General features: G+C 72.4%; 20 protein-coding genes. 14 read left to right on the top strand and 6 right to left on the bottom strand.

What is annotated here, in order from left to right:
- The first annotated feature begins 22 nt into the window (after window positions 1-22).
- Genes ABD999_RS22515 through ABD999_RS22525 form a run of 3 tightly spaced genes read left to right on the top strand, consistent with a single transcriptional unit; the run spans window position 23 to window position 3,586 of the window.
- A complete protein-coding gene (locus tag ABD999_RS22515) occupies window positions 23-1,741 on the top strand; it encodes a peptidoglycan-binding protein (protein ID WP_271277027.1) in 1,719 nt (572 codons plus the stop codon).
- Window positions 1,734-2,408 carry an ABC transporter ATP-binding protein gene (locus ABD999_RS22520; protein ID WP_271277026.1) on the top strand — a complete coding sequence of 225 codons (675 nt, stop codon included), beginning with the start codon at window positions 1,734-1,736 and terminating at the stop codon, window positions 2,406-2,408. Before ABD999_RS22515 ends, ABD999_RS22520 begins: the two co-directional genes overlap by 8 nt.
- The gene (locus ABD999_RS22525) at window positions 2,408-3,586 is read left to right on the top strand and encodes an ABC transporter permease (RefSeq protein WP_271277025.1); all 1,179 of its coding nucleotides are present in this window, start codon (window positions 2,408-2,410) and stop codon (window positions 3,584-3,586) included. Before ABD999_RS22520 ends, ABD999_RS22525 begins: the two co-directional genes overlap by 1 nt.
- Window positions 3,587-3,607: 21 nt before the next feature.
- Here ABD999_RS22525 and ABD999_RS22530 read toward each other — a convergent pair whose 3' ends face one another.
- Window positions 3,608-6,433, bottom strand: a complete 2,826-nt coding sequence (locus tag ABD999_RS22530; RefSeq protein WP_271277024.1) for an AfsR/SARP family transcriptional regulator — start codon at window positions 6,431-6,433, stop codon at window positions 3,608-3,610.
- 261 nt (window positions 6,434-6,694) lie between these two features.
- Here ABD999_RS22530 and ABD999_RS22535 point away from each other — a divergent pair, with 261 nt between their 5' ends.
- Window positions 6,695-6,931: a hypothetical protein gene (locus ABD999_RS22535; protein ID WP_271277023.1), complete on the top strand. Its 237-nt coding sequence runs from the start codon at window positions 6,695-6,697 to the stop codon at window positions 6,929-6,931.
- Between the two features lie 91 nt (window positions 6,932-7,022).
- On the opposite strand, the gene ABD999_RS22540 is transcribed toward ABD999_RS22535, so the two are convergent.
- On the bottom strand, window positions 7,023-7,943 hold the full coding sequence (locus tag ABD999_RS22540) for an ABC transporter permease (RefSeq protein WP_271277022.1): 921 nt from the start codon (window positions 7,941-7,943) through the stop codon (window positions 7,023-7,025).
- Here ABD999_RS22540 and ABD999_RS22545 point away from each other — a divergent pair.
- The 3 genes from ABD999_RS22545 (at window position 7,942) to ABD999_RS22555 (ending at window position 9,932) form a co-directional block, all read left to right on the top strand.
- Window positions 7,942-8,151 (top strand): ATP-binding protein, encoded by a 210-nt coding sequence (locus ABD999_RS22545; protein ID WP_333485714.1) that lies wholly within the window; start codon window positions 7,942-7,944, stop codon window positions 8,149-8,151. The two genes, ABD999_RS22540 and ABD999_RS22545, sit on opposite strands and share 2 nt — an antisense overlap.
- Before the next feature lie 83 nt (window positions 8,152-8,234).
- Window positions 8,235-8,993, top strand: coding sequence for a class I SAM-dependent methyltransferase (locus tag ABD999_RS22550; protein WP_271277021.1), 759 nt, complete (start codon window positions 8,235-8,237; stop codon window positions 8,991-8,993).
- A 54-nt stretch (window positions 8,994-9,047) separates the two neighbouring features.
- On the top strand, window positions 9,048-9,932 hold the full coding sequence (locus ABD999_RS22555) for a hypothetical protein (RefSeq protein ID WP_271277020.1): 885 nt from the start codon (window positions 9,048-9,050) through the stop codon (window positions 9,930-9,932).
- On the opposite strand, the gene ABD999_RS22560 is transcribed toward ABD999_RS22555, so the two are convergent.
- A complete protein-coding gene (locus ABD999_RS22560) occupies window positions 9,919-10,611 on the bottom strand; it encodes a TetR family transcriptional regulator (protein ID WP_271277019.1) in 693 nt (230 codons plus the stop codon). The two genes, ABD999_RS22555 and ABD999_RS22560, sit on opposite strands and share 14 nt — an antisense overlap.
- 101 nt (window positions 10,612-10,712) lie before the next feature.
- Between ABD999_RS22560 and ABD999_RS22565 the strand changes: the two genes are divergently transcribed.
- Window positions 10,713-11,639, top strand: coding sequence for a zinc-binding dehydrogenase (locus tag ABD999_RS22565; protein WP_271277018.1), 927 nt, complete (start codon window positions 10,713-10,715; stop codon window positions 11,637-11,639).
- Between the two features lie 64 nt (window positions 11,640-11,703).
- Complete coding sequence (lgt, locus tag ABD999_RS22570) at window positions 11,704-12,591, top strand: prolipoprotein diacylglyceryl transferase (RefSeq protein ID WP_271277017.1); 888 nt, start codon at window positions 11,704-11,706, stop codon at window positions 12,589-12,591.
- Here the strand turns inward: lgt and ABD999_RS22575 are convergent.
- Window positions 12,567-12,953, bottom strand: a complete 387-nt coding sequence (locus tag ABD999_RS22575) for a hypothetical protein (protein WP_271277016.1) — start codon at window positions 12,951-12,953, stop codon at window positions 12,567-12,569. The genes lgt and ABD999_RS22575 overlap by 25 nt on opposite strands.
- 92 nt (window positions 12,954-13,045) lie before the next feature.
- Here ABD999_RS22575 and sigJ point away from each other — a divergent pair, with 92 nt between their 5' ends.
- The 3 genes from sigJ (at window position 13,046) to ABD999_RS22590 (ending at window position 18,708) form a co-directional block, all read left to right on the top strand.
- Complete coding sequence (sigJ, locus tag ABD999_RS22580; RefSeq protein ID WP_271277015.1) at window positions 13,046-13,936, top strand: RNA polymerase sigma factor SigJ; 891 nt, start codon at window positions 13,046-13,048, stop codon at window positions 13,934-13,936.
- Window positions 13,937-14,000: 64 nt separating this feature from the next.
- The gene (locus tag ABD999_RS22585; RefSeq protein WP_271277014.1) at window positions 14,001-16,088 is read left to right on the top strand and encodes a glycoside hydrolase family 6 protein; all 2,088 of its coding nucleotides are present in this window, start codon (window positions 14,001-14,003) and stop codon (window positions 16,086-16,088) included.
- 49 nt (window positions 16,089-16,137) lie between these two features.
- A complete protein-coding gene (locus tag ABD999_RS22590) occupies window positions 16,138-18,708 on the top strand; it encodes an AfsR/SARP family transcriptional regulator (protein ID WP_271277013.1) in 2,571 nt (856 codons plus the stop codon).
- A gap of 14 nt (window positions 18,709-18,722) precedes the next feature.
- Here the strand turns inward: ABD999_RS22590 and ABD999_RS22595 are convergent, their stop codons facing one another.
- Entirely contained in the window at window positions 18,723-20,138 is a 1,416-nt protein-coding gene (locus ABD999_RS22595) for an autotransporter outer membrane beta-barrel domain-containing protein (protein WP_271277012.1), read from the bottom strand.
- Between the two features lie 205 nt (window positions 20,139-20,343).
- On the opposite strand from ABD999_RS22595, the gene ABD999_RS22600 reads away from it, so the two are divergent.
- Entirely contained in the window at window positions 20,344-20,949 is a 606-nt protein-coding gene (locus tag ABD999_RS22600) for a hypothetical protein (protein WP_271277011.1), read from the top strand.
- 103 nt (window positions 20,950-21,052) lie between these two features.
- Window positions 21,053-21,943: an aminoglycoside phosphotransferase family protein gene (locus ABD999_RS22605; RefSeq protein ID WP_271277010.1), complete on the top strand. Its 891-nt coding sequence runs from the start codon at window positions 21,053-21,055 to the stop codon at window positions 21,941-21,943.
- A gap of 19 nt (window positions 21,944-21,962) precedes the next feature.
- Here ABD999_RS22605 and ABD999_RS22610 read toward each other — a convergent pair whose 3' ends face one another.
- Complete coding sequence (locus tag ABD999_RS22610; protein ID WP_148035883.1) at window positions 21,963-22,601, bottom strand: TetR/AcrR family transcriptional regulator; 639 nt, start codon at window positions 22,599-22,601, stop codon at window positions 21,963-21,965.
- Window positions 22,602-22,619: the final 18 nt, after the last annotated feature.

Below are 22,619 nucleotides of genomic sequence, written 5' to 3' on the forward strand. Positions count from 1 at the left end.
CCATCGGCGGGCCGCGGGTCCGATGAAGTCCCCGCGCAAGCTTCTCGTCGCCGTTCTCGCCGGCGTCGTGGTCATCGCCGGCGTCGGCTGGGCCCTGGGTGCCAGGCTGCGCTCACCCGCGGACGAGGCCGCCCGCCGCGCCGCGCCGCGGCCCTCGCTCGTCACCGTCGCCGTCGAACGCCGCCGGCTGGTCAGCGCCGTGGTGGTCAGCGGCACGGTGGAGTACGGCTCGCCGCTGCCCGTGAGCCTCGCCGGAGCCGTCGGCGGCGGGGAAGAACTGCAGCGAGCCACCCGGGCACCGCGCAAGGGCAGGCTCGTGGAGGGCGCGGTGCTCATGGAGGTCAACGGCCGCCCGGTGTTCGCCCTGCGCGGCGCCGTGCCGATGCACCGCACGATCACGCCCGGCGCCGAGGGCGCCGACGTCGGGCAACTGCAACGCGCGCTGCGCAGGCTCGGGTACGGCGGCCCGCGCACCGGCGTCTTCGACCAGGCCACGATCGCCGCCGTCGCCAGGATGTACGCGGCCAAGGGGTACGAGGCCCAGAAGCCGGCACTCGCCGACCGGCAGACCTACGACACCTTGCGCCAGGCCGTGCGGACGGCGCGGGAGACGCTCGCGACCGAGCGCCAGGCGCTCGACCGGGGCCGTGACGTGTCCCCGCTGAAGCTCAGGGCGGCCAACGCCGAGGCCGACCTCGCGGCGGCGAAGAAGGCGCTGGAGCAGGCCGGGTCGCGGCGGCTCACGTCCGAGGACGAGACCAGGCTGGCGGCGGCCGACGAGGCGGCGCGCACGGCGCGGGAGAAGCTGGCGGAGGCGCGGCGGGCCCTCGCCGCGGCCGGTGACCAGCCCACCGCCGCCCCGTCGGACGGCCCCCGGGCCACGGCCCCGGCCGTCGACAGGGAACTGCTGGAGATGCGGGTGGCGAACGCCGAGGCGGAGCTCGCCGCCGCGGGAGAGGCCAGGAGCAGGATCCTGGCGGAGGCCGCGCAGGGCCGCGATACCCGGCTGACCGAGCTGCGCAAGGCCGTGCGCGACGCGCGGGAGGCGCTGGCCACGGCCGAGCAGGCGCTGCGCCAGGCCAGGCAGCTCGCGCCGGCCCGGCTCAAGGTCGCCAACGCCAGGAAGAACGTGGCGGCGGCCGAGGCGATGCTCGCCGAGTTCGCGCGCACGTACGGAACGTCCGTACCGCCAGGGGAGGTGGTGTTCCTGCCGAAGCTGCCGGCCCGCGTGCACAAGAGCGAGGTGAAGCCGGGGCAGCGCGTCGAGGCCGAGGTCGCGACCGTGACCAGCTCCGTCTTCATGGTGACGGGCACGGTCGAGGCGGCGGAGTCGGGCCTGCTGCGGGCGGGCATGCGGGCCGAGATCGAGGCCGGCACCGGCAGGAAGCTCCCGGCGACGCTCACCGCCGTCGGCGAGCGGGCCGCGGTGGGAAACGAGAGCGCGGGACCGGCCGCCGACGGGGGCCGGCCTGTCCTGCTCACCCCCGCCTCGATGAAGGGACTGAAGGCCGGGACCGCGGTGACGACGCGGATCACGGTCGGGGCGACCGAGGAGCCGGTGCTGGTGGTGCCGATCGCCGCGGTCATCACCGGCGCGGACGGCAGGACACGCGTCCGCGTCGAGTACGCCTCCGACAGGACCAGGGACGTCGAGGTGCGGACGGGCCTGGCCGCCGACGGGAACGTCGAGGTGACGGGCGAGCTCAAGGAAGGCGACCGGGTGGTGGTGAGCGATGTCTGAGCCGGTCATCGAGCTGCGCGCGATCACGAAGGAGTTCCCTTCCCGGCCTCCGGTACGCGCCCTCGACGACGTGTCGTTCCGGGTGGACCGGGGCGACTACGTGGCGATCGTCGGCCCGTCGGGCTCCGGCAAGTCGACGCTGCTCAACGTGCTGGGCCTGCTCGACCGCCCGACCACGGGCAGCTACCGCCTCGACGGAACCGAGACCACGACGCTGAAGGACGGCGCCCGCACCAGGCTGCGCGGCGACCGCATCGGCTTCGTCTTCCAGTCCTTCCACCTGCTCCCCCACCGCAGCCTGGCCGAGAACGTCATGCTCGCCGAGGTCTACGGCGGGCGGCCGCGGAGGGGACGGCGGGAGCGGGCGCTGGCGGCGCTCGAACGCGTCGGCCTCGGCCACCGTACGGGCTTCCCACCGGGCCGGTTGTCGGGCGGCGAGCGCCAGCGCGCGGCCATCGCCCGGGCCCTCATGGGAGAGCCGGCCCTGCTGCTGTGCGACGAGCCCACCGGCAACCTCGACAGCCGCAACACCGAGGCCGTGCTCAGCCTGTTCGCCGGGCTGCGGACGCAAGGGCTGACGATCGTGGTCATCACGCACGAGCGAGAAGTCAGCGAGCGCGCCGAGCGCCGGGTCCGGATCACCGACGGCATGCTGACGGAGGCCTGATGGATTTCCGGGACCTGGCCGGCGAGGCGGCCGCCGGGCTGCTCTCCAGACCCGTCCGAGCGGCGCTCACCACGCTCGGCACCGTGCTCGGCATCACCACGCTCGTGGTCACGCTGGGCGTGGCCGCCACCGCGGGCAACCAGATCGTCGGCCGCTTCGACGAGCTCGTGGCCACCGCCATCACCGTCGAGGTGCCGGAGTCGCCGCACGCTCCGCTGGTGGGATGGACCGCGGTCGACCGGCTGACCCGGCTGCGCGGGGTCGAGTCGGCGGCCGCCGTGGCCGAGTCGAAGGAGGGCGCCAACCTGTCGGTGCGGTCCACCGACATCGTGGACCCGACCCGGGTCACCACGCAGTCCCTCACCGTGCTCGCCGCGACGACCGGGCTGCCGGAGGCGGCGCGCGGCCGGATGGTGCGGGGCCGGTTCTACGACAGCGGGCACGTCAGGCGGGGCGACCGGGTGGCGGTGCTCGGCGACCAGGCGGCCAGGATGCTCGGCGTCACCGCGCTCGACCGGGCGCCGGCCGTCTTCATCGGAAAGCACGCGTACACCGTCATCGGGGTGCTCGGCGACCTGCGCCGCGAACGGAACCTGAGCACCGCCGTGATCGTCCCGCACACCGCGGGCCGGCGGTTCGGTCTCCGGGACGTGAACAGGGTGCTGGTCAACACCAGCCTGGGCGCCACCGGGCTGATCACCCGACAGGCGCCGGCCGCGCTCAGCCCGGGGAACGAGGACATGCTGCAGGTCGTCGCCCCGCCCAGCCCGACCAGGGCCCGCGACCAGGCCCAGGACGACGTCAACGCGCTGTTCATGATCCTCGGCCTGGTCTCGCTCGTCGTCGGCGCGGTCGGCATCGCCAACGTCTCCCTCGTCACCGTCATGGAGCGGGTCACCGAGATCGGCCTGCGCCGCGCACTCGGCGCGGCCAGGCGGCACATCGCCGCCCAGTTCCTGCTCGAGTCGACGCTGATCGGGCTGACCGGCGGTGTGATCGGCGCGAGCCTGGGCGTGGTGACGATCGTCGCGGTGTCCGCGGCCAAACAGTGGACACCGCTGCTCGACGTACGCCTGGCCGTCGCCGCGCCCGTCGTGGGAGCCGTGGTGGGGTTGCTGGCCGGGCTCCATCCGGCGCTGCGTGCCGCCAGGATGGAGCCGGTGGACGCGCTCCGCTGACCGAGCGCGGGGCCGCCCCTGTCAATCACGCGTCGCCGAGACCTTCTCCCGCACCCGCTCGGCCTCGGCACGGCGATGCTGTGACTCGTACAGGGCCAGCGCGTCCCGCCAGGCGTCCCTCGCCGCCGTGTCGTCTCCGAGCGCGTGGTGCGCGTCGCCCAGGCCGACCAGCGTGTCGGCGCTCTGGAAGGCGTTCCCGGTGATCTTGCGCAGGTCGAGACACTGCCCGTAGTACTCCAGCGCGCGCTCGTACTCGCCCTGGCGGAAGGCGAGCATGCCGAGGCTGTCGAGCGTGGCGGCCTCGCCACCGCGGTCGTGGTGGCGGCGGAAGAGCGTGAGTGCCCGCTCGCAGGCGTCGCGCGCCGCCTCGTGCTCGCCGAGCTGCAGGCGGATCCAGCCCACGGCGCTGAGGGCGTTGGCCTCCCAGATGGGGTCGCCCGCCTCGCGCTGGAGCCGCAGCGCGGCCCGCGCGTGGCGGAGCCCGCGCCGCGGCTGCCCGCGCACGCTCCACATCCAGCCCACCGTGTGGTGCACCTGGGCCAGCCTGGACCAGTCCCTGGCCCGCTCGAACAGCTCCAGCGCCCGGTCGAGGTGGTCGATCGCCTCGTCGATCCGGTCGGCCGCCGCGTGGGCGTATCCCGTGTGCCAGTGGACGACGGCGGTGGTGTGCGGGTCGTCCAGCCGGTCCGCGGCCGCCAGCGCGATCTCCCAGGAGGCGAGCCGCTCCCTGTTGAAGGAGCGGCGCAGCAGGAAGGTGTTCATGCCCCAGGCGAGCTGCCAGCCCGCCGCGTCCATGCCCAGCCCGGGGGTCAGGTGGTGCGCGACCAGCAGGCACGGCAGTTCGGTCTCGAACCAGGCCAGCGCGGCCGTGGCGTCCTCGAAGGCCGGGTCGTCCCCCTGCCAGGGAGGGGCCGCGATGGCGGGGCGGTGGGGGTAGAGCACCCGGTCCGCTGCGCAGGCCATCGCCATGTAGGCCTCGATCAGGCGTACCAGAGCCTGTCGCCGCGTGCCGGCGGGCAGGTCGGCCTCGGCCTGTTCGGCGGCGTACAGCCGGACGAGGTCATGCATCCAGTAGCGGCCGGGGGAGACCTGCCGGACCAGGTTCGCGGTCTCGAGGGTGGAGATCAGGGCGCGGGTCTCGGCGGGCGGGAGCCCGGCGAGCGCGGCCGTCGCGGGCAGGCCGATCTCGGGGCCCGGGGCCGTCCCCAGCAAGAGGAAGAGCCGCGCGGCCCGCGCGTCCAGCGCCGCGTACGAGGAGGCGAACACGGCACGCAGACCGGCGCCCAGATCGCCGGTCTGCAGCGCGTCGAGCCTGGTGGCCGGATCGCGGAGCTCCCGGGCGAGAACGGCCAGGGGGAAGCCCGGATGCGCGCTGACACGGGCGGCCAGCACGCCCAGGGCCAGGGGCAGGCCGCCGCTGTGCTCCAGCAGCACGCCGACGGAGGCGGGGTCCGCGGCCATGGTCTCCGGGCCGAGGTGGTGGGAGAGCATGTGGTGGGCCTCCTCGTCGGAGAAGGCGCCGACCTCCAGCAGCCGGGCGGAGTGCGTGGCGTGCAGGCTCACGAGCCGGTTGCGGCTGGTGACCAGCACGGTGCAGCCCGGCCTTCCCGGGATGAGCGGCGTCACCTGGGCGCTGTCCCTGGCGTTGTCCAGCACGACGAGCAGCCGGCGCTCCGCCAGGACGGAACGGTAGAGCGCGGCCTGCGCCTCCTGTTCCACGGGGATGACCGTGGGGGGCACGCCCAGCGCTCCCAGGAAGTGCCGCAGCACGGTGCCCGGCGGCACCGGCTCCTCGGCGTCGTCGAAACCCCGGAGGTTCGCGTACAGCTGTCCGTCGGGATAGCGGTCGCGGTGGGTGTGCGCCCAGTGGAGCGCCAGCCAGGTCTTGCCGATGCCGCCGGGCCCGCTGATCACGGCGACGCCGACGCTGTCCGCGCCGAAGGCCGGCTGCCGGTCGAGCTCCCGCAGTTCGCGGCTCCTGTTGGTGAAGGACGCGGGTGCGGCGGGAAGCTGGCTGGGCACGGGCAGCACGGGCAGCTCGTCCCGCCGCGGCGCGCGGTCCGTGCCCGGTCGCTCGCGCGGGCCCGCGTCGGACCGCAGGATCAGCCGCTGCAGCCGCTGGAGCTCGTTCGTGGGCTCCAGGCCCAGCTCGCCGACCAACCGGTCCCGGAACTGCCGGTACACCTCCAGCGCCTCGCCGCGCCGTCCGCTCTCGTACAGCGCCCGCATGAGCTGCCCGTGGAGGCGTTCCCTCAGCGGGGCCTCGGCCGCCAGCGCGCGGACCTCCGTGACGACGTCGGTGTTCCTGCCCAGGGCCAGCAGCACGGACTGCCGCTCCTCCAGCGCGTCGAGTCTCAGCCCGTCCAGCCACTCGGCCTGCGCCTCGGCGAACGAGCCGGTGACCCCGGCGAGCGGGGCGCCCCGCCACCAGCCCAGCGCCCGGTCGAAGTGGCCGAGCGCCTCCTCGGACCGGCCCTCGGCCACCGCTTCGCGGGCGAGCGCCACCCGGGAGTTGAAGCAGGCGAGGTCGAGCCCTCCAGGGGACGGCCGCAGGACGTAGCCCGGCCGCTGGGTGGCGATGACGTCGGCTCCCAGGGCGGCGCAGGCACGGCGCACCTCGGAGACGAGCATCCTGACCCGGGAGGCCGAGCCGCTGGGCAACGGCTCGCCCCAGACCGCCTCCGCCAGCCGCTGCGTCGAGACCACGCGATCGGCGTGCAGCAGCAGGGCCGTGAGGAGGGCTCCCTGCTTGCCGGAGAAGGTGACCCGTTCGGCCCCCGCCTCCAGTTGGACGGGCCCGAGGAGGCGGAACAGCGTCGCCGGCGCGGAAGCGTCCCCACCTGCCATCAGCGGCTCCCTGCCCCCTCCCCACCTCCTGACTCCGCACGAGTGTAGGGCCGACAGGCGGAAAGATCACGACATCGCCCCAGATCAGGGCATCCCTCCGGCTGCGCGGGGACCGGTCCCTGCCTCTGACTCGTGCGGAAAACAGGCGGAAAACAGGCACGTCATCCATAGGCTCGGACCGAAATTCCGTGGATAGGGCCGTCGGAATCGGCGTTCACCGTCGTCTTTCCGCAAGGCTCCATACCTCGAAAGGATTCGCGCATGAAGGTTGCCATGAGGCGTATCTCTCTAGGCCTGTCGACCGCCATCGCCGCCGCCGCGATGACCGTCGTCCTCGCTCCGGCCCCGGCCTCCGCCCAGGTCGTCGTCAGGTGGTATCCGTACACCACCGCGGGCGCGAAGCAGTGCAACTCCGACGCCAACTCCGCGGGTCCCGAGTACTACTGCACCACGATCAAGGTCGGCTCCACGAAGATGTACGCCCTCGCCCGGCCGTAGGGATGTCCTGAAGATTCCGGTGTTCTTCTCGGCACCGGGACTCCGGTCATAGGTGTCCTGCCGGGAGCGTTTCCACGTTCCCGGCCGGATGTCAGCTTGCCGCGAGGGCCGCCGTGGGAGCCAGCCGGGAGGCCCTGATCGCCGGGTAGATCCCGGCCACCGCACCGACGGCCAGCGTGGCGGCGAAGGCGCCCCCCAGCACCCAGGGCGGCACCGTGGGCGGCCAGCCCCGCGACAGCGCGTACCCCGTGGTCACCAGGCCGCCGAGCGCGAGTCCTGCCACCCCGCCGAGCACCGACAGCAGCAGCGACTCCGTCAGGAAGTGGATCCTGATCTGCCCCCGCGTGGCGCCGAGCGCCCGGCGCAGCCCGATCTCCTTGCGTCGCTCCAGCACCGAGATCACCATCGTGTTGGCCACGCCCACCCCGCCGACGAGCAGCGCGACCGCGCCGAGCCCCAGCAGCAGGTTGGTGAAGGTGCCCGCGGCGGCAGCGCGGGCGGCCAGCGCGTCCGACGGGCGTGAGACCGCGACCTCGTGCGGCCTCTCGGGGCTGACCGTACGGGCGAGCATGCCCCTGACCCGCGCCACCGATTCCTCGGTCGACCGCTCGTAGACAGTCGTCGGATGGCCGTCGAAGCCGAGCCGCTCCCGCGCGACCGGGAATCCGATCAGCGCGGCCCGGTCGATCTCCGGCGCCAGCGGCAGCGAGGTGAGCACGCCCGTCACGGTGAACCACCGCTCGCCCACCCACACCTGGACTCCGGTACGGGTGACGCCGAGCCTCCGGGCGGCGACCGCGCCGAGGACGACCGCGGGCTGGCGGGCGATCGCCTCGTCGAGCCACCGTCCGGTGCCCACGCGCCCGTCGAGCGTGTCCAGCAGGTCCAGGGAGGTGGCCTGGACGGTCAGTCCGCCCGTGTCCTCCTTGGGAACGCGGTCGGTCCTGCGGATGGTCGCGGCCACGGTGCCGGTGGCGCTGGCGTCGGTGACTCCCGCGATCCTGCGGACCATGAGCGCGGCGTCCGTGCCCGCGTACGACCTGGAAGCGATCTTCGAGCCGTTCCGCCGTCTGCGGACCGACCGGGTGCGCTCCGACCGCGGCACCGGGCTGGGGCTGTCCATCGTGCGCGCCACGGCCCAGGCCCACCAGGGCACCGTCGTGGCCGAACCGCGCGAGGAAGGCGGGCTGACGATGACCGTGCGCCTGCCCTCGTCGTGACCTTGCGTCGTGGCGTGATCCTGCATATCGTCCCGATATATCAAGTCGATACATCGGGGTGACCCGGTGAGGCGGGAGCTGCGATGAGGCGGATCGACTACGACACCGAGCAGCACCAGGACTACGCGCGCGGCCGGGCGCTCAACGAGGAGCAACGGCGGACATGGATCAGCGCCTTCGAGGCGGCGCTGCCCGAGAGGCGCCCGCTCGCCGGGCTGGACGTCGGCTCCGGGACCGGCAGGTTCACCCCCGCACTGGCGCGCGCGTTCGGCCCTGTCACCGGCGTCGAGCCGTCGGTCCGCATGCGCGAGACAGCGCAGGCCCAGTCCCGCCATCCCGAGGTGCGCTATCTGGCAGGCTCCGCCGAGGACATGCCGGTGCCGTCCGCCTGCGCCGACTACGCGCTCATGTTCCTGTCCTGGCACCACGTCCAGGACAAACCACGCGCGGCCCGCGAGCTGGCCAGGGTGCTCCGGCCCGGCGGGCGCCTCCTGCTGCGCGCCAACTTCAGCGACCACCACCCCAGGCCGTGGTGGCTGGAACACTTCCCCCGCGGCTACGAGGTGGACGCCGCCCTGTTCCAGCCCTTGCACGAGGTCATCGCGATGTTCACGTCGGACGGCTGGCGCGTCACCGACTTTCGCACGGTCACCGAACCGTCCTACGGCACCCTCGGCGACATGCTCGAACGACTGCGCCTGCGTACCCTTTCGTTCTTCGCCCAGCTCAGCCCCGACGACCTGGAGACCGGCTTCCGCCGCCTCGAACAGGCGGTCGCCGCGGACCCCGACGCCCCGGCACCCGTCTTCTCCGAGCCACTCCTTACCCTCGAACGCAACTGAGCGAACAGCCGAAACTCACAGTAAACAAGCAGTAGCTGTGAGTAATATTCAGGCATGCTGACGCAGGAGCACGAGTTCCTCATCGAACTCGTCCGCCATCGACCCTCCCTGGTCGCGACCCTGCTGGCCGAAGTCGGCCTCAAGGTGCCCGCGTTCAAGGAGGCCCGGCTGGAAAGCGCCGACCTGAACGACTGCCGGCCTACCGAATACCGCGCGGACTCGGTCGTCGCCATGGTCGACGACAAGCGAGTCTTCGCCGTCGTACTGGAGGTGCAACGCAGATACGACAGACGAAAACACTGGTCGTGGCCGGTATATCTGGCCACGCTGCGGGCGCGCCTCAAGTGTCCCTGCGTCCTTCTCGTCTTCTGCCCCGACGCGGCGGAAGCCAGAAGGTGCGCCACTCATATCGACATGGGGCATCCCGGCTGGATCCTCTGCCCGGTGGTGGTGGGCCCGGAACAGGTGCCCATGATCACCGATATCGCCCGCGCCATCGCCGAGCCCGAGCTGACCGCCCTGTCCGCCGTCGTGCACGGCGATGGCGACGAAGGCCTCAAAGTCCTGCAAGTACTGCATGACTCACAGCAGCACCTGCCCCAGGAGCAGCGGAGTTATTCTGATCTGGTACTCGCGCTGCTGCCCGAGTCCGTTGTCACCAAGTTCAGGGAGATCGCAGTGGCCGTCCTGGATGAGATCAAGCACCCGTGGGTACGCGGCTGGATCGCCCACGGCGAGAGCTTGGGAGAAGCCAAGGGAGAGGCTAGAGGAGAGGCCAAAGCGATCCTGATGGTTCTCGAGACACGTGGCCTCGAAGTGTCCGACGAGACGCGGGAACGCATCCTCGGCTGCACCGACCAGGAAACGCTCGAAGCGTGGATCCACAAGGCGGTCACCGTACGAAGCGTCGAAGAACTCTTCGTAGTCAGCGGGGCGTGAGGGTCAGGGTCAAGGCGCCGGGGACGGCGGTGAAGGTGTCGCGTATGCGGGCCGTCAGGGAGGCGCGGGTGGGCTCCGCCGGGTCGGCGGCCCACCCTTCCAGGGCGTGGTGAAAGGCCGCGACCGCCATGTCCAGGGCCAGGCGAAGACGGGGATCGTCGCGTTCCGGCGGCACGTCGAAGCGGCGGGACAGGATGTCGAGGGCGGTGCGGGTGATGAGGTCGCACATGTAACGGCAGTGCGCGTCCAGCGACGGGGTCTTGTCGGCCAGTCGCAGGTTGAGCAGGACGCGGCGGGTCCACCCCTCGGCGGGCATCCGGTCGATGACGGAGAGCAGCGCGTCGCACAGGAACGGCAGGATCGCGGCGCCGGAGGGGTCGCGGGACTCGATGTCGTCGAGGAAGGCGATCCACAGATCGTGCGTGGGCGCGCCGGCCACGTCCTCCTTGCTGGTGAAGGTGCGGAAGAACGTGCGCTTGGAGATCTCCACCGCGTCACACAGCTCGTCGAGCGTCACGCCGTCGAAGCCCCGCTCGGTGAACAGCTCCAGCGCCGTGTCGATCAGGGCCTGCCGGGTCCGCGCCTTCTTCCGCTCGCGCAGCGGCAGGTCACGGAGTTCGTCCTCGGTCATCACCCGGCGGGCGAGTACGGCCGGGCGGGTCGGTGTGGTGCTGTCCACCCCTCCAAGTGTAACGGATGCGCTAACGCCTACAGGAGGTTTATGCCACTGAGTGGCGTTATAGTGAGCCATGTCGGCGCACTTCGACGAAAGGCACCACCATGCGCGCTTTGATCACCGACCCCGCGGCCCCCGGCGGGCTCCGCCTGGGCGAGACGCCCGACCCCGTCCCCGCACCGGACGAGGCTCTCGTACGCGTGACCGCCACGTCCCTGAACCACGGCGAAGCGTCCCTGGCGCGGCAGGGGGCGCCGGCGGGCGCGGTCCTGGGCTGGGACGCCGCCGGAGTGGTGGTCCGGCCCGCCGGCGACGGATCGAGCCCACCGGCGGGCACCCCCGTGATCACCCTCGGCATGGCCGGCGCCTGGGCCGAACAGCGCGCCGTGCACACCGGCATGATGGGCACCGTGCCCGAGGGCGCCGACCCCGGCGCGATCAGCACGATCCCCGTCGCGGGACTCTCGGCCCTGCGCGCCCTGCGCCGCCTCGGCCCGGTCCTCGGCAGGCGGGTGCTGATCACCGGCGCGACAGGAGGCGTCGGCCGGTACGCCGTCCAGCTCGCCCGGCTGGCCGGCGCCCATGTCATCGCCTCCACCGGCGACCCCGCCGCGCACGGCGACACTCTGCGCGCCCTCGGAGCCGACGAAGTGCTCGCCGGCCCGGAGAACGTGGACGAACCGGTGCACGGCGTCCTCGACATGGTGGGCGGTCACCACCTCGTCGCGGCCTACGACCGCCTCGCCCCCGGCGGCACCCTCGTCGCGGTGGGCCGGGTGACAGGCGAGGGCGAGAGCTTCCCGTACCCGATGCTGTCCGGCGACCGCGGCCACGACCGCTCCATCGTGTCCTTCTACCTGCCAGGCGAGTCCGGCCTGGGCCCCGACCTCACCTGGCTGGCCGCCAAGGTCGCCGCGGGTGTCCTCACCCCACAGATCGCCTGGCGCGGCCCCTTGGACAAGGCCGCCGAGGCGATCGACGCCCTCCTGGGCCGCCGCCTGCACGGCAAGGCCGTCCTCGACATCGCCTGACGACCTCACCCCGGACGAATCGCGCACGCGACGAATCGGGGCCGCATCGGCTACCGTCACGGTCATGCCCCTCGCCTCGATTCCCAGCCCTTCCGAAGGTGTCTGGCATCTCGGATTCATTCCGATCCGGGCGTACGCGTTGTGCTTCATCGTCGGCATCGCCTTCGGCGTCTGGCTCAGTCAGCGGCGCTGGCGCGCCCGGGGCGGCGAGGAAGGCGCGATCACCGACATCGCGGTGCCCGGGGTGGTGTTCGGCCTGATCGGCGCCCGCCTCTACCACGTCATCACCGACTGGCAGCTGTACTTCGGCCCGCGCGCGATCAAGGAGCCCTACCAGGCGCTGTTCATCTGGGAAGGCGGGATGAGCATCTGGGGCGCGGTCGCCCTGGGAGGCGTGGGCGTGTGGCTGGCCTGCCGCCGCCGGGGACTGTCCGTCAGCGCCGTGGCCGACGCGGTCGCGCCCGGCATCGCGTTCGGGCAGGCGATCGCCCGCTGGGGCAACTGGTTCAACCAGGAGCTGTACGGGAGCCCGACCACGTTGCCGTGGGGCCTGGAGATCGACCAGGCGCACGGCGGCCAGCCGGGCGTGCTCTACCACCCGACATTCCTGTACGAGTCGCTGTGGAACGTCGCGCTCGGCTTCGCCCTGATCTACGCCGGCAGACGGTTCACGCTCCGCCACGGCCGCCTGTTCGCCCTCTACGTCGCCGGTTACACGCTGGGGCGGTTCTGGATCGAAGGGCTGCGGATCGACCCGGTCGGCGGGGTGGACCACGCGGTCATGTTCCTGGACCTGCGGATCAACCAGTGGACCTCGATCGTGCTGCTCGCCGGGGCGCTGGTGTACTTCTGGGTGACCCGTCACAAGGACACCGAAGAGATCGTGGTGCCCGCTTCGCCCGAGCAGGCCGACGCGGAGGAGGACGCTCACCGCACTCCGAGAGGTTCCTGAGGACCCCGCGCCAGCGCCAGAACGCTCAGCCCGAACATCAGGACGCCGAGAGGGAGATGGACCGACGGCACGTGCGCGATGCCGAGCACGACCTGGACGGAAGCGAGGGCGAGGAAGCCGGCCGCCTGCCAGACGGGCCGGGGTGAGCCGCCGCCCGGCTTCCACGCCAGCACCGCCGCGAGCACGTACAGCACTGACGCCCCGAACATCACGCGGGCTCCCGCGCTGTGCAGCGTCTCTCCGTAGGAGAAGGTCAGCAGCAGTCCGGCGGAGACCGCCTGAAGGAAGATGGTCAGGGTCTGCAGGGCGATCGCGACCCGCAGAAACGAGAGGCCGCGCTGTGCCGTCGCCTGGGTGGCCATGACAAGGTCTCCTTTCCGCCCGGAGGCGGTGCATGGATAAGGTCTCACCAGCCCGACGACGCGGGCCCGCGAAAGGTAAGGCGGTCGGCAGCGTGGGGACGGCCAGCACCGATGAGACGGCCGGTGAGCGGCGCCAACTGATCAACGTGGCCTACCGGTTGCTCGGTTCGCTGGCCGAGGCCGAGGACGCCGTGCAAGAGGCCTACGCGCGCTGGTACGCGCTGCCACGGAGCCGGCAGGAGGAGATCGTGTCCCCCGGCGCCTGGCTGACGACGGTGACCGGCCGCATCTGCCTGGACGTGCTCGGATCGGCGCGGGCCCGGCGCGAACGCTATGTCGGCGCGTGGCTGCCCGAGCCGCTGCCCGACCGCGCCGAGTGGAACCACGGCCAGGGCGCCGACCCCGCCGACCAGCTGGTCCTGGACGAATCGGTGACCATGGCCTTCCTCGTCGTCCTGGAGTCGATGACGCCGGCCGAGCGGGTGGCGTTCGTCCTGCACGACGTGTTCCGTTACCCCTTCGCCGAGATCGCCGGCGTCCTCGGCCGTACCCCTGCGGCCTGCAAGCAGCTGGCGGCCTCCGCGCGGCGGCGGGTGGGCGTCGCGCGCGCTCCCGTGACGGCGGCCGGGCAGGCCGACACGGTGCGGCGGGTGAAAGAGGCATGGGAGACGAAGGACATCGCGGCCCTCGTCGACCTCCTCGACCCGGCCGCCGTGATGACCGCCGACGGCGGCGGCGTGGTCGGCACCGTCCTGCGCCCGGTCGAAGGCGGCGCGCGCATCGCTCAGTACATGGTCGCCATCGCCGACAAGGCGCCGGGGCTCGAACTCCTGGAGCGGTCGGTCAACGGCGTGCCGGGCCTGGTGGCCCGGCGTGCCGGGGAAGTCGTGGTCGTGGCCTCGTTCGACGTCGCCGACGGCCGCGTCACCCGGATCTGGGCGGTCCGCAACCCGCGGAAGCTACGGCCGTGGATGTCGCCGTAGCTCGCACCGGGCGGGAAGAGTGAGGTCTGGAAGGGCCACCGGCCGCGGGCTAACCTGACGGTCTATGACCTTGGTGGCGTTGCGCGACGGGGATCCACGCCTGGCCGGGCCGTACGTCCTGCTCGCCCGGCTGGGCGAGGGCGGGATGGGGGTCGTCTACCTGGGTGAGGGACCGGACGGCACGCGGGTGGCCGTCAAGCTCATCCACCACAGGATGAGCGCGGATGCCGACTTCCGCCGCCGCTTCGCCCGCGAGGTCGCCGCCGCCCGGCGGGTCGCCCGCTTCTGCACGGCCCCGGTGCTGGACGCCGACGTCGAGGGCGAGACGGCCTACCTGGTCACCGAGTACGTCGAGGGACCGAACCTCGAGGACGTCGTGCGCCGGTCGGGGCCGCTGAAGGGCTCGGCGCTGGACGGGCTGGCGGCGTCCATGGCGGTGGCGCTGCGGGCCATCCACGGGGCGGGGGTGGTGCACCGCGACCTCAAACCGGCCAACGTGCTGCTGTCCCAGGTGGGGCCCAAGGTCATCGACTTCGGCATCGCCCGCCTCGCCGACGCGGAGATGAGCAGCGCGATCGTGGGGACGCCGGCGTACATGTCTCCCGAGCAGGTCTCGGGCTCGCAGGTAGGTTCCGCGTCGGACATCTTCTCGTGGGGCTCCACGGTGGCCTTCGCCGCGGCCGGGGCCTCGCCCTTCGGTTCGGGCTCGGTGCCCACGGTGCTCCTCCGCATCGTCAACGACCCCCCGGCCCTGCACGGGCTCTCCGGCCAGTTGCACGACGTGGTCGCGGCCGCCCTGCTCAAGACGCCCGCGGATCGTCCCACCGCCCAGGAGATCCTGGACCACCTCAGCACGTCCATCCCGTTACCCGTCGCTCCCCCGGACGACACGGGCGGGAGCGCCGAACGGGCCGGCCCGACCAGGCCACCCCGGTCCTCGTCCCCCGGACCCGCACCGGCACAAGCGGCGCGCGTCGTGGACGGCCGGCGCAAGTGGGTGGCCGGGGCGGCTGCCGTGGTCGTCGCCACGGCCGGGGTGGCGGCGGCGTTCGCGTCGCAGGGGCAGGGCGTCCGGGATCCGACGGCCAAGGGTACGGTCGACACGCCGTCTCCGGCGGCCTCTCGAACCACCGCCGCGCGGAACCCCCTGCGGGCCGGGAAGGACGTCCGCTTCTACGCCCCGCCCGAGCCGGAGGCCGACCGCCAGGCGAAGCTCTGGGCCGAGGACCGGCCGAAGGACGCCGAGCTCATGACGAAACTGGCCGCCATCCCGTACGCCATCCGCCTCGGCAAGCCCGAGGCCGGCGCCAAGGTGAAGGACGCCGTCACGGCCGCCGGGCAGCGGGACGCCGTGCCCGTGTTCCTGATCAACCGCCTGCCGGGCAGCGAGTGCGGCCCTGCGGCCTCCGCCGACCTCGCCGCCTACCACGACTGGATCAAGGGCATAGCCGCCCAGATCGGCGACGCGCGCGCGGCGGTCATCCTGGAGCCCGGCAGCCTCGCCAGGCTGCCCGGCACGGCGAACTGCGACCCCCAGGGCTCCTCTGATCAGCGCTACGAAGACCTGCGCCAGGCCGTCCAGGCCCTCAAGTCCAACCCGAACACCGCCGTCTACCTCGACGGCGGCCAGGACCTCTGGCCGGGCACGGAACCCATGGCCGAACGCCTGATCGGCGCGAGCATCGACCGGGCGGACGGCTTCTTCGTCAACACGGCCGGCTTCCAGCGCACCGAGAAGGCCGTCGCGTACGGCAAGAAGCTGTCGGCCTGCGTCGCCGTCCGGCGCGCCACCGGCCGGAAGGACTGCCCCGCGGACGTGCGGGCGGACCCGGCCGCCATGCCGCACTTCGTCGTCGACACCGGCAGGAACGGCCAGGGCTCCTGGGCCCCGGCCAGGAGCTACCCCGACCCGCAGACCTGGTGCAACCCGCCGGGCAGGGGCGTCGGCGACCGGCCGACCACGGCGACGGGCGAGGAGCTGGTGGACGCCTACCTGTGGATCGCGCGGGCGGGCACGTCAGGAGGCCGGTGCCGGCGCGGCACCGACGGCGAGAAGGACCCGGAGCGCGGCGTCGTGTCACCTGAGGCGGGCGAGTGGTGGGCCGAGCTGGCCCTCGAACGGGCGCAACTGGCCGACCCGCCCTTGCGGTGAGGCCCGCGCTCATCGTCCGCGCGAGCGGGCTTCCTGATAGGGAGGAGCCGTGGAGTTCCGCATCATGGGCCCGCTGGAGGTCCGCGACACCGACGGCAAGAACTGCACCCCGACCGTGCGCAAGCATCGCGATCTGCTGGCGATGTTCCTGCTCAACGCGGGCCGGCCGCTGACGGCCGAGCGGCTGCGCAGGCTGCTGTGGCCGCACGAGGGCGGCGACCGGTCCGACTCGCTCGTCCGCGGGTACGTGGGGCAGCTCCGGCGGCTCATCGGACAGGGGACGATCACCACCGTGTCCGGCGCGTACCTGCTGAACCTCGGCGACGGGCAGCTCGACGTCGATCGGTTCCGGCTGCTGGTGGACCGGGGCGCGTACGAGGAGGCGCTGGCCCTGTGGCGCGGCGAGGCGCTGGACGACGTGGACCCCGAGGGCGAGCGGTGGGTGGAGACCCGGCGGCTGCGCGAGGAGCTGGAGGAGCTGCGGCTGCTGGCGCTGGAGCGCCGGGTGCAGGCCGACCTGGACGCCGGGCGCCATCGCGAGCTGCTGGCCGAGCTGCGGCAGCTGACGCGGCAGCACCCGACGTGGCAGCGGTTCCGCGGCCAGTACATGCTGGCGCTCTACCGCAGCGGGCGCCGGGTGGACGCGCTGGCCTCGTACGCGGTGCTGCGCGACCAGCTCGACGGCGGCCACGCCATCGAGCCGGACCCGGAGCTCCAGCTGCTCTACCATCGCATGCTGCACGACGACGCCTCGCTGCACGTGTCGGCCGGGCCGCCGGTGCTGCTGCCGCCCGACGTGGCCGACTTCACCGGCCGGGCCGAGCTGCTGGAGGACGTGGCGGGCGGCCTCGTCGTGGTGCACGGGCAGGCGGGGGCGGGCAAGTCGGCGCTGGCCGTGCACGCGGCGTGGCGGCGGCGCCCCCACTTCCCCGACGGCATCCTGTACGCCGACCTGCGCGAGACCACGGCCCCGGCGGCCGTGCTGGAGGACTTCCTGCGCTGGCTCGGCTGCCCGGCCCGGGCGATGCCGGCCGCGCCTGAGCAGCGCGAGCGGCTGTTCCGCACCTACACCGCCAACCGCAAGCTCCTGGTGGTGCTGGACAACGCCGCCGGCGAGGCGCAGGTACGGCCGCTGCTGACCTCGTGCCCGACGATCGTCACCAGCCGTTCCCCGCTGGGCGGCCTGCCCGGCGCGCGGCGGCTGCCGGTGGGCGTGCTGGACGACGGTGAGGCGCTGGAGCTGCTGGTCAAGAGCTCGGGCCGGGCGGCGGACGGCGCCTTGCGGCGGCTCGCGCGCTTCTGCGGCGGCCTGCCGATCGCCCTGCGCATCGCGGGCTCCCGGCTGGCGGCCCGCCCCGAGTGGACCGCCGACTATCTGGTGGGCCTGCTGGAGGACGAGCACCAGCGGCTCGACCGGCTGCGCGCGGGCGACCTGACGGTGCGCAGCGTGTTCGCGATCGGGTTCGACGGGCTGCCGGAGGCGGCGAGGCTGACGTTACGCGGGCTGGGCGCGCTGTCCGCGCCGGACTTCGCCGACTGGGTGACCGAACTGTTCGGCGGGCAGGCGGAGGCGCTGGTGGACGCGGGCCTGCTGGAGACGCACGGCGTGGACGTGGCCGGGCAGGTGCGCTACCGGCTGCACGACCTGACCCGGCTGTTCGCGCGCGAGCAGCCGGCGCCGGGGACGCTGGCGAAGCTGGCGGACGTGGCGCTGTCGCGCGTGCGGGCGTCGCGGTTCCCGCTGGTGTCGGGAGATCCGGCCACGGCCGTGGCGACCAGGGACATCAGGGAGTCGGTCGAGTGGCTGGCGGCCGAGCGGGCGTTCCTGGTGAGCCTGGTCGCCGACCTGGGCGCCGCCGGGCTGGACGACGGCTGCTGGCGGCTGGCCCACCTGCTGACGCCCTACCTGGAGCGGCACCGGTTCCTGGACGACTGGCGGGCCTTGGCGGGGCACGCGATGGAGTCGGCGCGGCGGGCAGGCGACAGCCTGGGCGAGGCGCTCGTCCTGCTGGACCAGGGTGACCTGCACCTGGCCGAGCGGGACTGGCAGCGGGCGGAGGAGCGGCTCCGGCTGGCGGTGGAGATGTTCCGGAGCCGGGGACACGCCCGCGAGGTCGCCCACGCCACGCGCCGGCTCGGCCGCGTCCACCTGGAGCTGGGCCGCCTGGCGGAGGCGGAGCGTGCCCTGCTGGCCTGCCTGGACGCGGCGGAGAACCAGCGCGACGCCGCCGACGCCGAGCAGGTCCTCGGTGTCATGCTGCGCCGCGCGGGCCGGCCGGACGAGGCCGCCGACCGGCTGCTGGCCGCCGCCGGTCGCCTGGCCGAGCTCGGCGACCGGCACCGCCAGGCCGACACACTGCTGGAGCTGTCGGCCGTACACCTGGCGCAGGGCGCGCGACCGGACGCGCGCGCCGCCGCCGAACGGGCCAGGGGCATCGCCGTACGACTCGGCGACCGGCTGCTCGACGCGCAGGCCCTGCTGGCCCTGGCGAAGGTCAACCGTTCGGAGGGCGCGACCGTACGCTCGCGCGAGCTGGCCCGGGCGGCGCTGGAGGTCTTCGAGGAGACCGGCGACCGCCAGGGCGGCGCGAACGCCAGGTCCCTGCTGGCGCTGCTCTGAGCTGCCGGGCTCGGTCAGCCGACGCAGCCGGGGACGCTGTTGGGTGGGGCGCAGTTGTTCGGCCGATTGCCCCTGACCACGCTGTCGCTCAGCGTGACCGCGCCGGACTCTTCGAAGATGCCGCCTCCGTCGCCGGCTGTGTTGCCGGTGACGACGCTGTCGGTCAGGCTCGCCGAGCCGATGGCGTTGAAGAGGCCACCGCCGCGTGCCGTGCCGGGGCCCAGAGCTGTGGCGACATTCTTGATGATCTTCGATTGGCTGCTTGTCAGGGTGCCGCCGGCGGAGTTGTCGATGCCGCCGCCCACGGCGCTCCTGCCACGGGGAGCACTGACGATGTTGCCGATCACCGCGCTGTCGCGCAGGTTGAGCTGACCGCCTGGGCCGATCCGGATCCCGCCGGCCAGCGCGTTGCCGCCCTCGGCGATGGCTCGATTGCCGGTGACGTGAGTGCGGGTCATGAGCATGGTGCCGGTGTACGCGACTCCGCCGCCGGTCACGGTGCCACGCCAGGCACTGGCGGTGTTGCCCCGGATGAAGGTGTCGGTCACGGTCATGTCGACCGCGCTGGTCAACGCGCCCCGCGCGGTGCCGCCCGGGGCACTGGCGCGGTTGCCGCTGATCGTGCTGTGGACGATCGTCGTGGCGGCGAAGGCGGCGTGGCCGGCGCCGAAAGCGAAGCTGTCACGGGATCTCCTGGTGACGTGGACGGTGTTGCCGGTCACCCGGCTGTGCCTGACCGTCATCGGGCCGTCGTTGGCGATCCCGCCGCCCGCGGCGGCGCTCGGGTCGGTGCCGGTGTAACTGGCGGTGTTGTAGCTGACGTCGGTGTTGTTCAAGGTCGCGGTGCCGTCGCTGTCGATGCCGCCGCCCTCGGCGAAGACCCCGGACGTGGCGGTATTGCCGATCACCCGGCTGTGGTTCACCGTCAGGGTGCCTTGGTTGTTGATGCCGCCACCGCAGACCAGCCCGGGAGGATTGGGCGGGGCCGGCGCACCGGGGCAGTCCGTCGCCCTGCCGCCGCTGATGGTGGTCCTGTTGAGCGTGAGCGTGCCCGTGCCGGCCACGAGGAGGATGCGGAAGGCGGGGGCGGTCTTGGCCCGCGTGATCGCCGCGCCGTTGCCGTTGATCGTGATGTCGCTGGTGATGGCCGGCAGCCCGTTGGCGGGGTTCGCGGTATCAGGACGCACCAGGCGGTAGTGGCACCTGTGGGACAGGTTGAGCGTGTCGGGGCCCGGCGAGTTGTTGGCGTTCCTGATGGCCCTGACGAGGTCCGAGACCGAGCACCTCACGGACACGGTGGCGGCCTGGGCGGGCAGGGCCGGAAGCGTCACAACGCCGGCCGCCAGGCTCGCCGCGACCAGGAGCCGGGCCGGAAACGCTCGCCGGACGTTGCGGGCGGGACCCTGCGCTCGGAATCTCTGCCAGGACATCAGGGAACTCCTCTTTCCTCTGCACCGGAGCACGCGGTTGCTCCACAGATGGGTTCTAGCAGTAGCTCCCTGTGAGGTTGACGCAACCCTGAGTGCAGGCGTGTCGCGACGGCCGTCGACCGATCCTTCCCATGTCGGCCATGCAGATCCTCCGGCAGTCGTCAGAGACGGCTCCAGCGACTCGGACATCGATACGCTGATCTCCATGGGCGATGGCGACGCGTCTCTGCGACCGGCGGACGTAACCGCGGCGTTGGACACGGCCCTAACTGCGCTGAGAGCCGTGGGCGCCGACCCGGTATATCGCGTGGTCGGCACGAGTGCCGCTCTTCTGCAAGGCGTCCATCTCCCCGTCGGGGACATCGACCTCCTGGTGACTCGACGAGAGGACGTGAACGCGTTCGCTGGCGCCCTCTCATCGTTTCCTTGCCTCTACGCCGCCTCTTGGCTTCCCGAAGCTTCGCAGTACTTCACCGATTACGACGTGAACGGCGTCGCCGTAGGCATGAGCACCATGGAAGAGCAGGTCGACTCAGATGGGATGGAATGTGCCGGTCACGGTCCGTGGCGGCACTACGTCCTGATCAGGTACGGCTCTCATCGTGTTCCTGTGGTCCGCCTGGAACTACGGTTGATCACGGAGCTCCTGAGAGATCGACCTGATCGATATGAGCCTCTCCTCGACCACATGGGCACGCATGGCTTTGATCCTGATCTTCTGCAGCGGGCGATGACTGCTCGCCGTTTGCCGGCGGAACGCAGGCGACTGGCCCAAGAGCTCCTCGCGCGCTCTTCCCCCAGCTCCCGCTGACTCGGTCCTGCCGAAATTCGGTCGACAGGCGAGCCGCGGTGCACTGCGATGGTTCAGCCGCCCGCCGCACGGAGCGGGCCGATCGCAGGAGTTCTTGGCAGCCGTGAGAACGACGGACACCCGCCCCACGATCGATGCCGCGCTGGTCAGGAAGCTGGTCGATACGCAGTTCCCGCAGTGGGCCGCGTTGCCGCTGGAACTGCTGGATCCGGCCGGCTCGGACCATGTGATCTACCGGCTGGGCGAGCAGTTGTCCGTCCGGCTGCCCCGCCACAGCGGCGCCATCGGACAGGCCGAGAAGGAGCTCGAGTGGCTGCCCCGGCTCGCCCCGCGACTACCCCTGGCCATCCCGGTGCCGGTGGGCGTGGGTGAGCCCGGCTTCGGCTATCCGTGGCGGTGGGCGGTGTCCTCTTGGCTGGAGGGCGAGGTGGCGACCGTCGAGGCACTGGCGGACTCGTCCACGGCCGCCGTCCGACTGGCGGAATTCCTGGCAGCCCTGCGACAGTTCGCGCCCGAGGACATCCAAGCCCTGGCGACCCGTGAAAGCCTCCAGGGCCCGCCGTTGGTGGGCCGGGATCGCGCGACGCGAGCCGCCATCGCCGAGGTCGGCGGCGTGTTCGACGCCACCGCCATGACCGAACTGTGGAACGCGGCCGTGAACGCTCCCGGATGGGACCGCCCTCCCGTCTGGTTCCACGGCGACTTCCACACCGGCAACCTGCTGACCGTCGACGGCCGTCTCAGCGTGGTCATCGACTTCGGCGGGCTCGGCATCGGCGATCCGGCCTGTGATCTGATGATCGCCTTCACCCTGATGTCGGCCGGCAGCCGGGCCGCCTTCCGCGCCGCGCTCGACGTGGACGACGCCACCTGGACCCGGGGTCGCGGCTGGGCCCTCGCCACCGGCCTGAACGCCTACACCGCCTATGCCGCTGTCGACCCGAGGGTCGCCGCGCAGACCACCCGTCAGATTACCGAGGCACTCATCGGCTAGATCAAAACCTCCGTCCACTTCAGCCTGGGTCGGCGCAGAGCTGGGAGGTCAGAGCGGTGCGGGCCCACTCTTCCCACGTGTCCGGTGACCAGCCGCGGTCACGGACGAAGATCAGATAGAGCTGCGGGCTGAGCAGGCCGAACAGCAGGTCAGCCGCCATCTCGACAGAGAGGCCGGGACGGGCGTCGGGCTTGCCGGCCAGGGCCTCGGCCGCCGCGTGCTGCACGGTGTAACGCGGGTCGGGGCCGTCCGGCCACTGTGCGGCGATCTCAGGGTCGGTGGCCGCGGCGGCCGCGATCAACGGCATGATCGGGGCGACCCGGCCCAGGATCTCGTGAGTGCCGCGGATGTGCGCGCGCAGTTGCCCCGCTGCGGTCGGTTCGGCGCAGGCGGCGCGGAACCACTCACGATCCATGATGGCGACAGGCTCGGTGTCCCCGGCGATGGACGTGTCCACCACGTCCTTGAACAGCGTGCGCTTGTTGCGGAAGACGAAGTAGACCGTCTGGACGGCCACGCCCGCCCGGTCCGCGACCTCCTGAAGGCTCGTCGCCCCGTACCCCTGCGCGACGAACAGCTCGCGAGCCGCCTCGATGACCTTCGCCCGGGTGCGGCGTGAGCGCTCGGCTCGCTTGTCGGGCCGATTGACTCTTTCCATAGTGCGAGTATAACTTCA

It is taken from the genome of Nonomuraea ferruginea, from assembly GCF_039540635.1.
Lineage (GTDB): Bacteria > Actinomycetota > Actinomycetes > Streptosporangiales > Streptosporangiaceae > Nonomuraea > Nonomuraea ferruginea.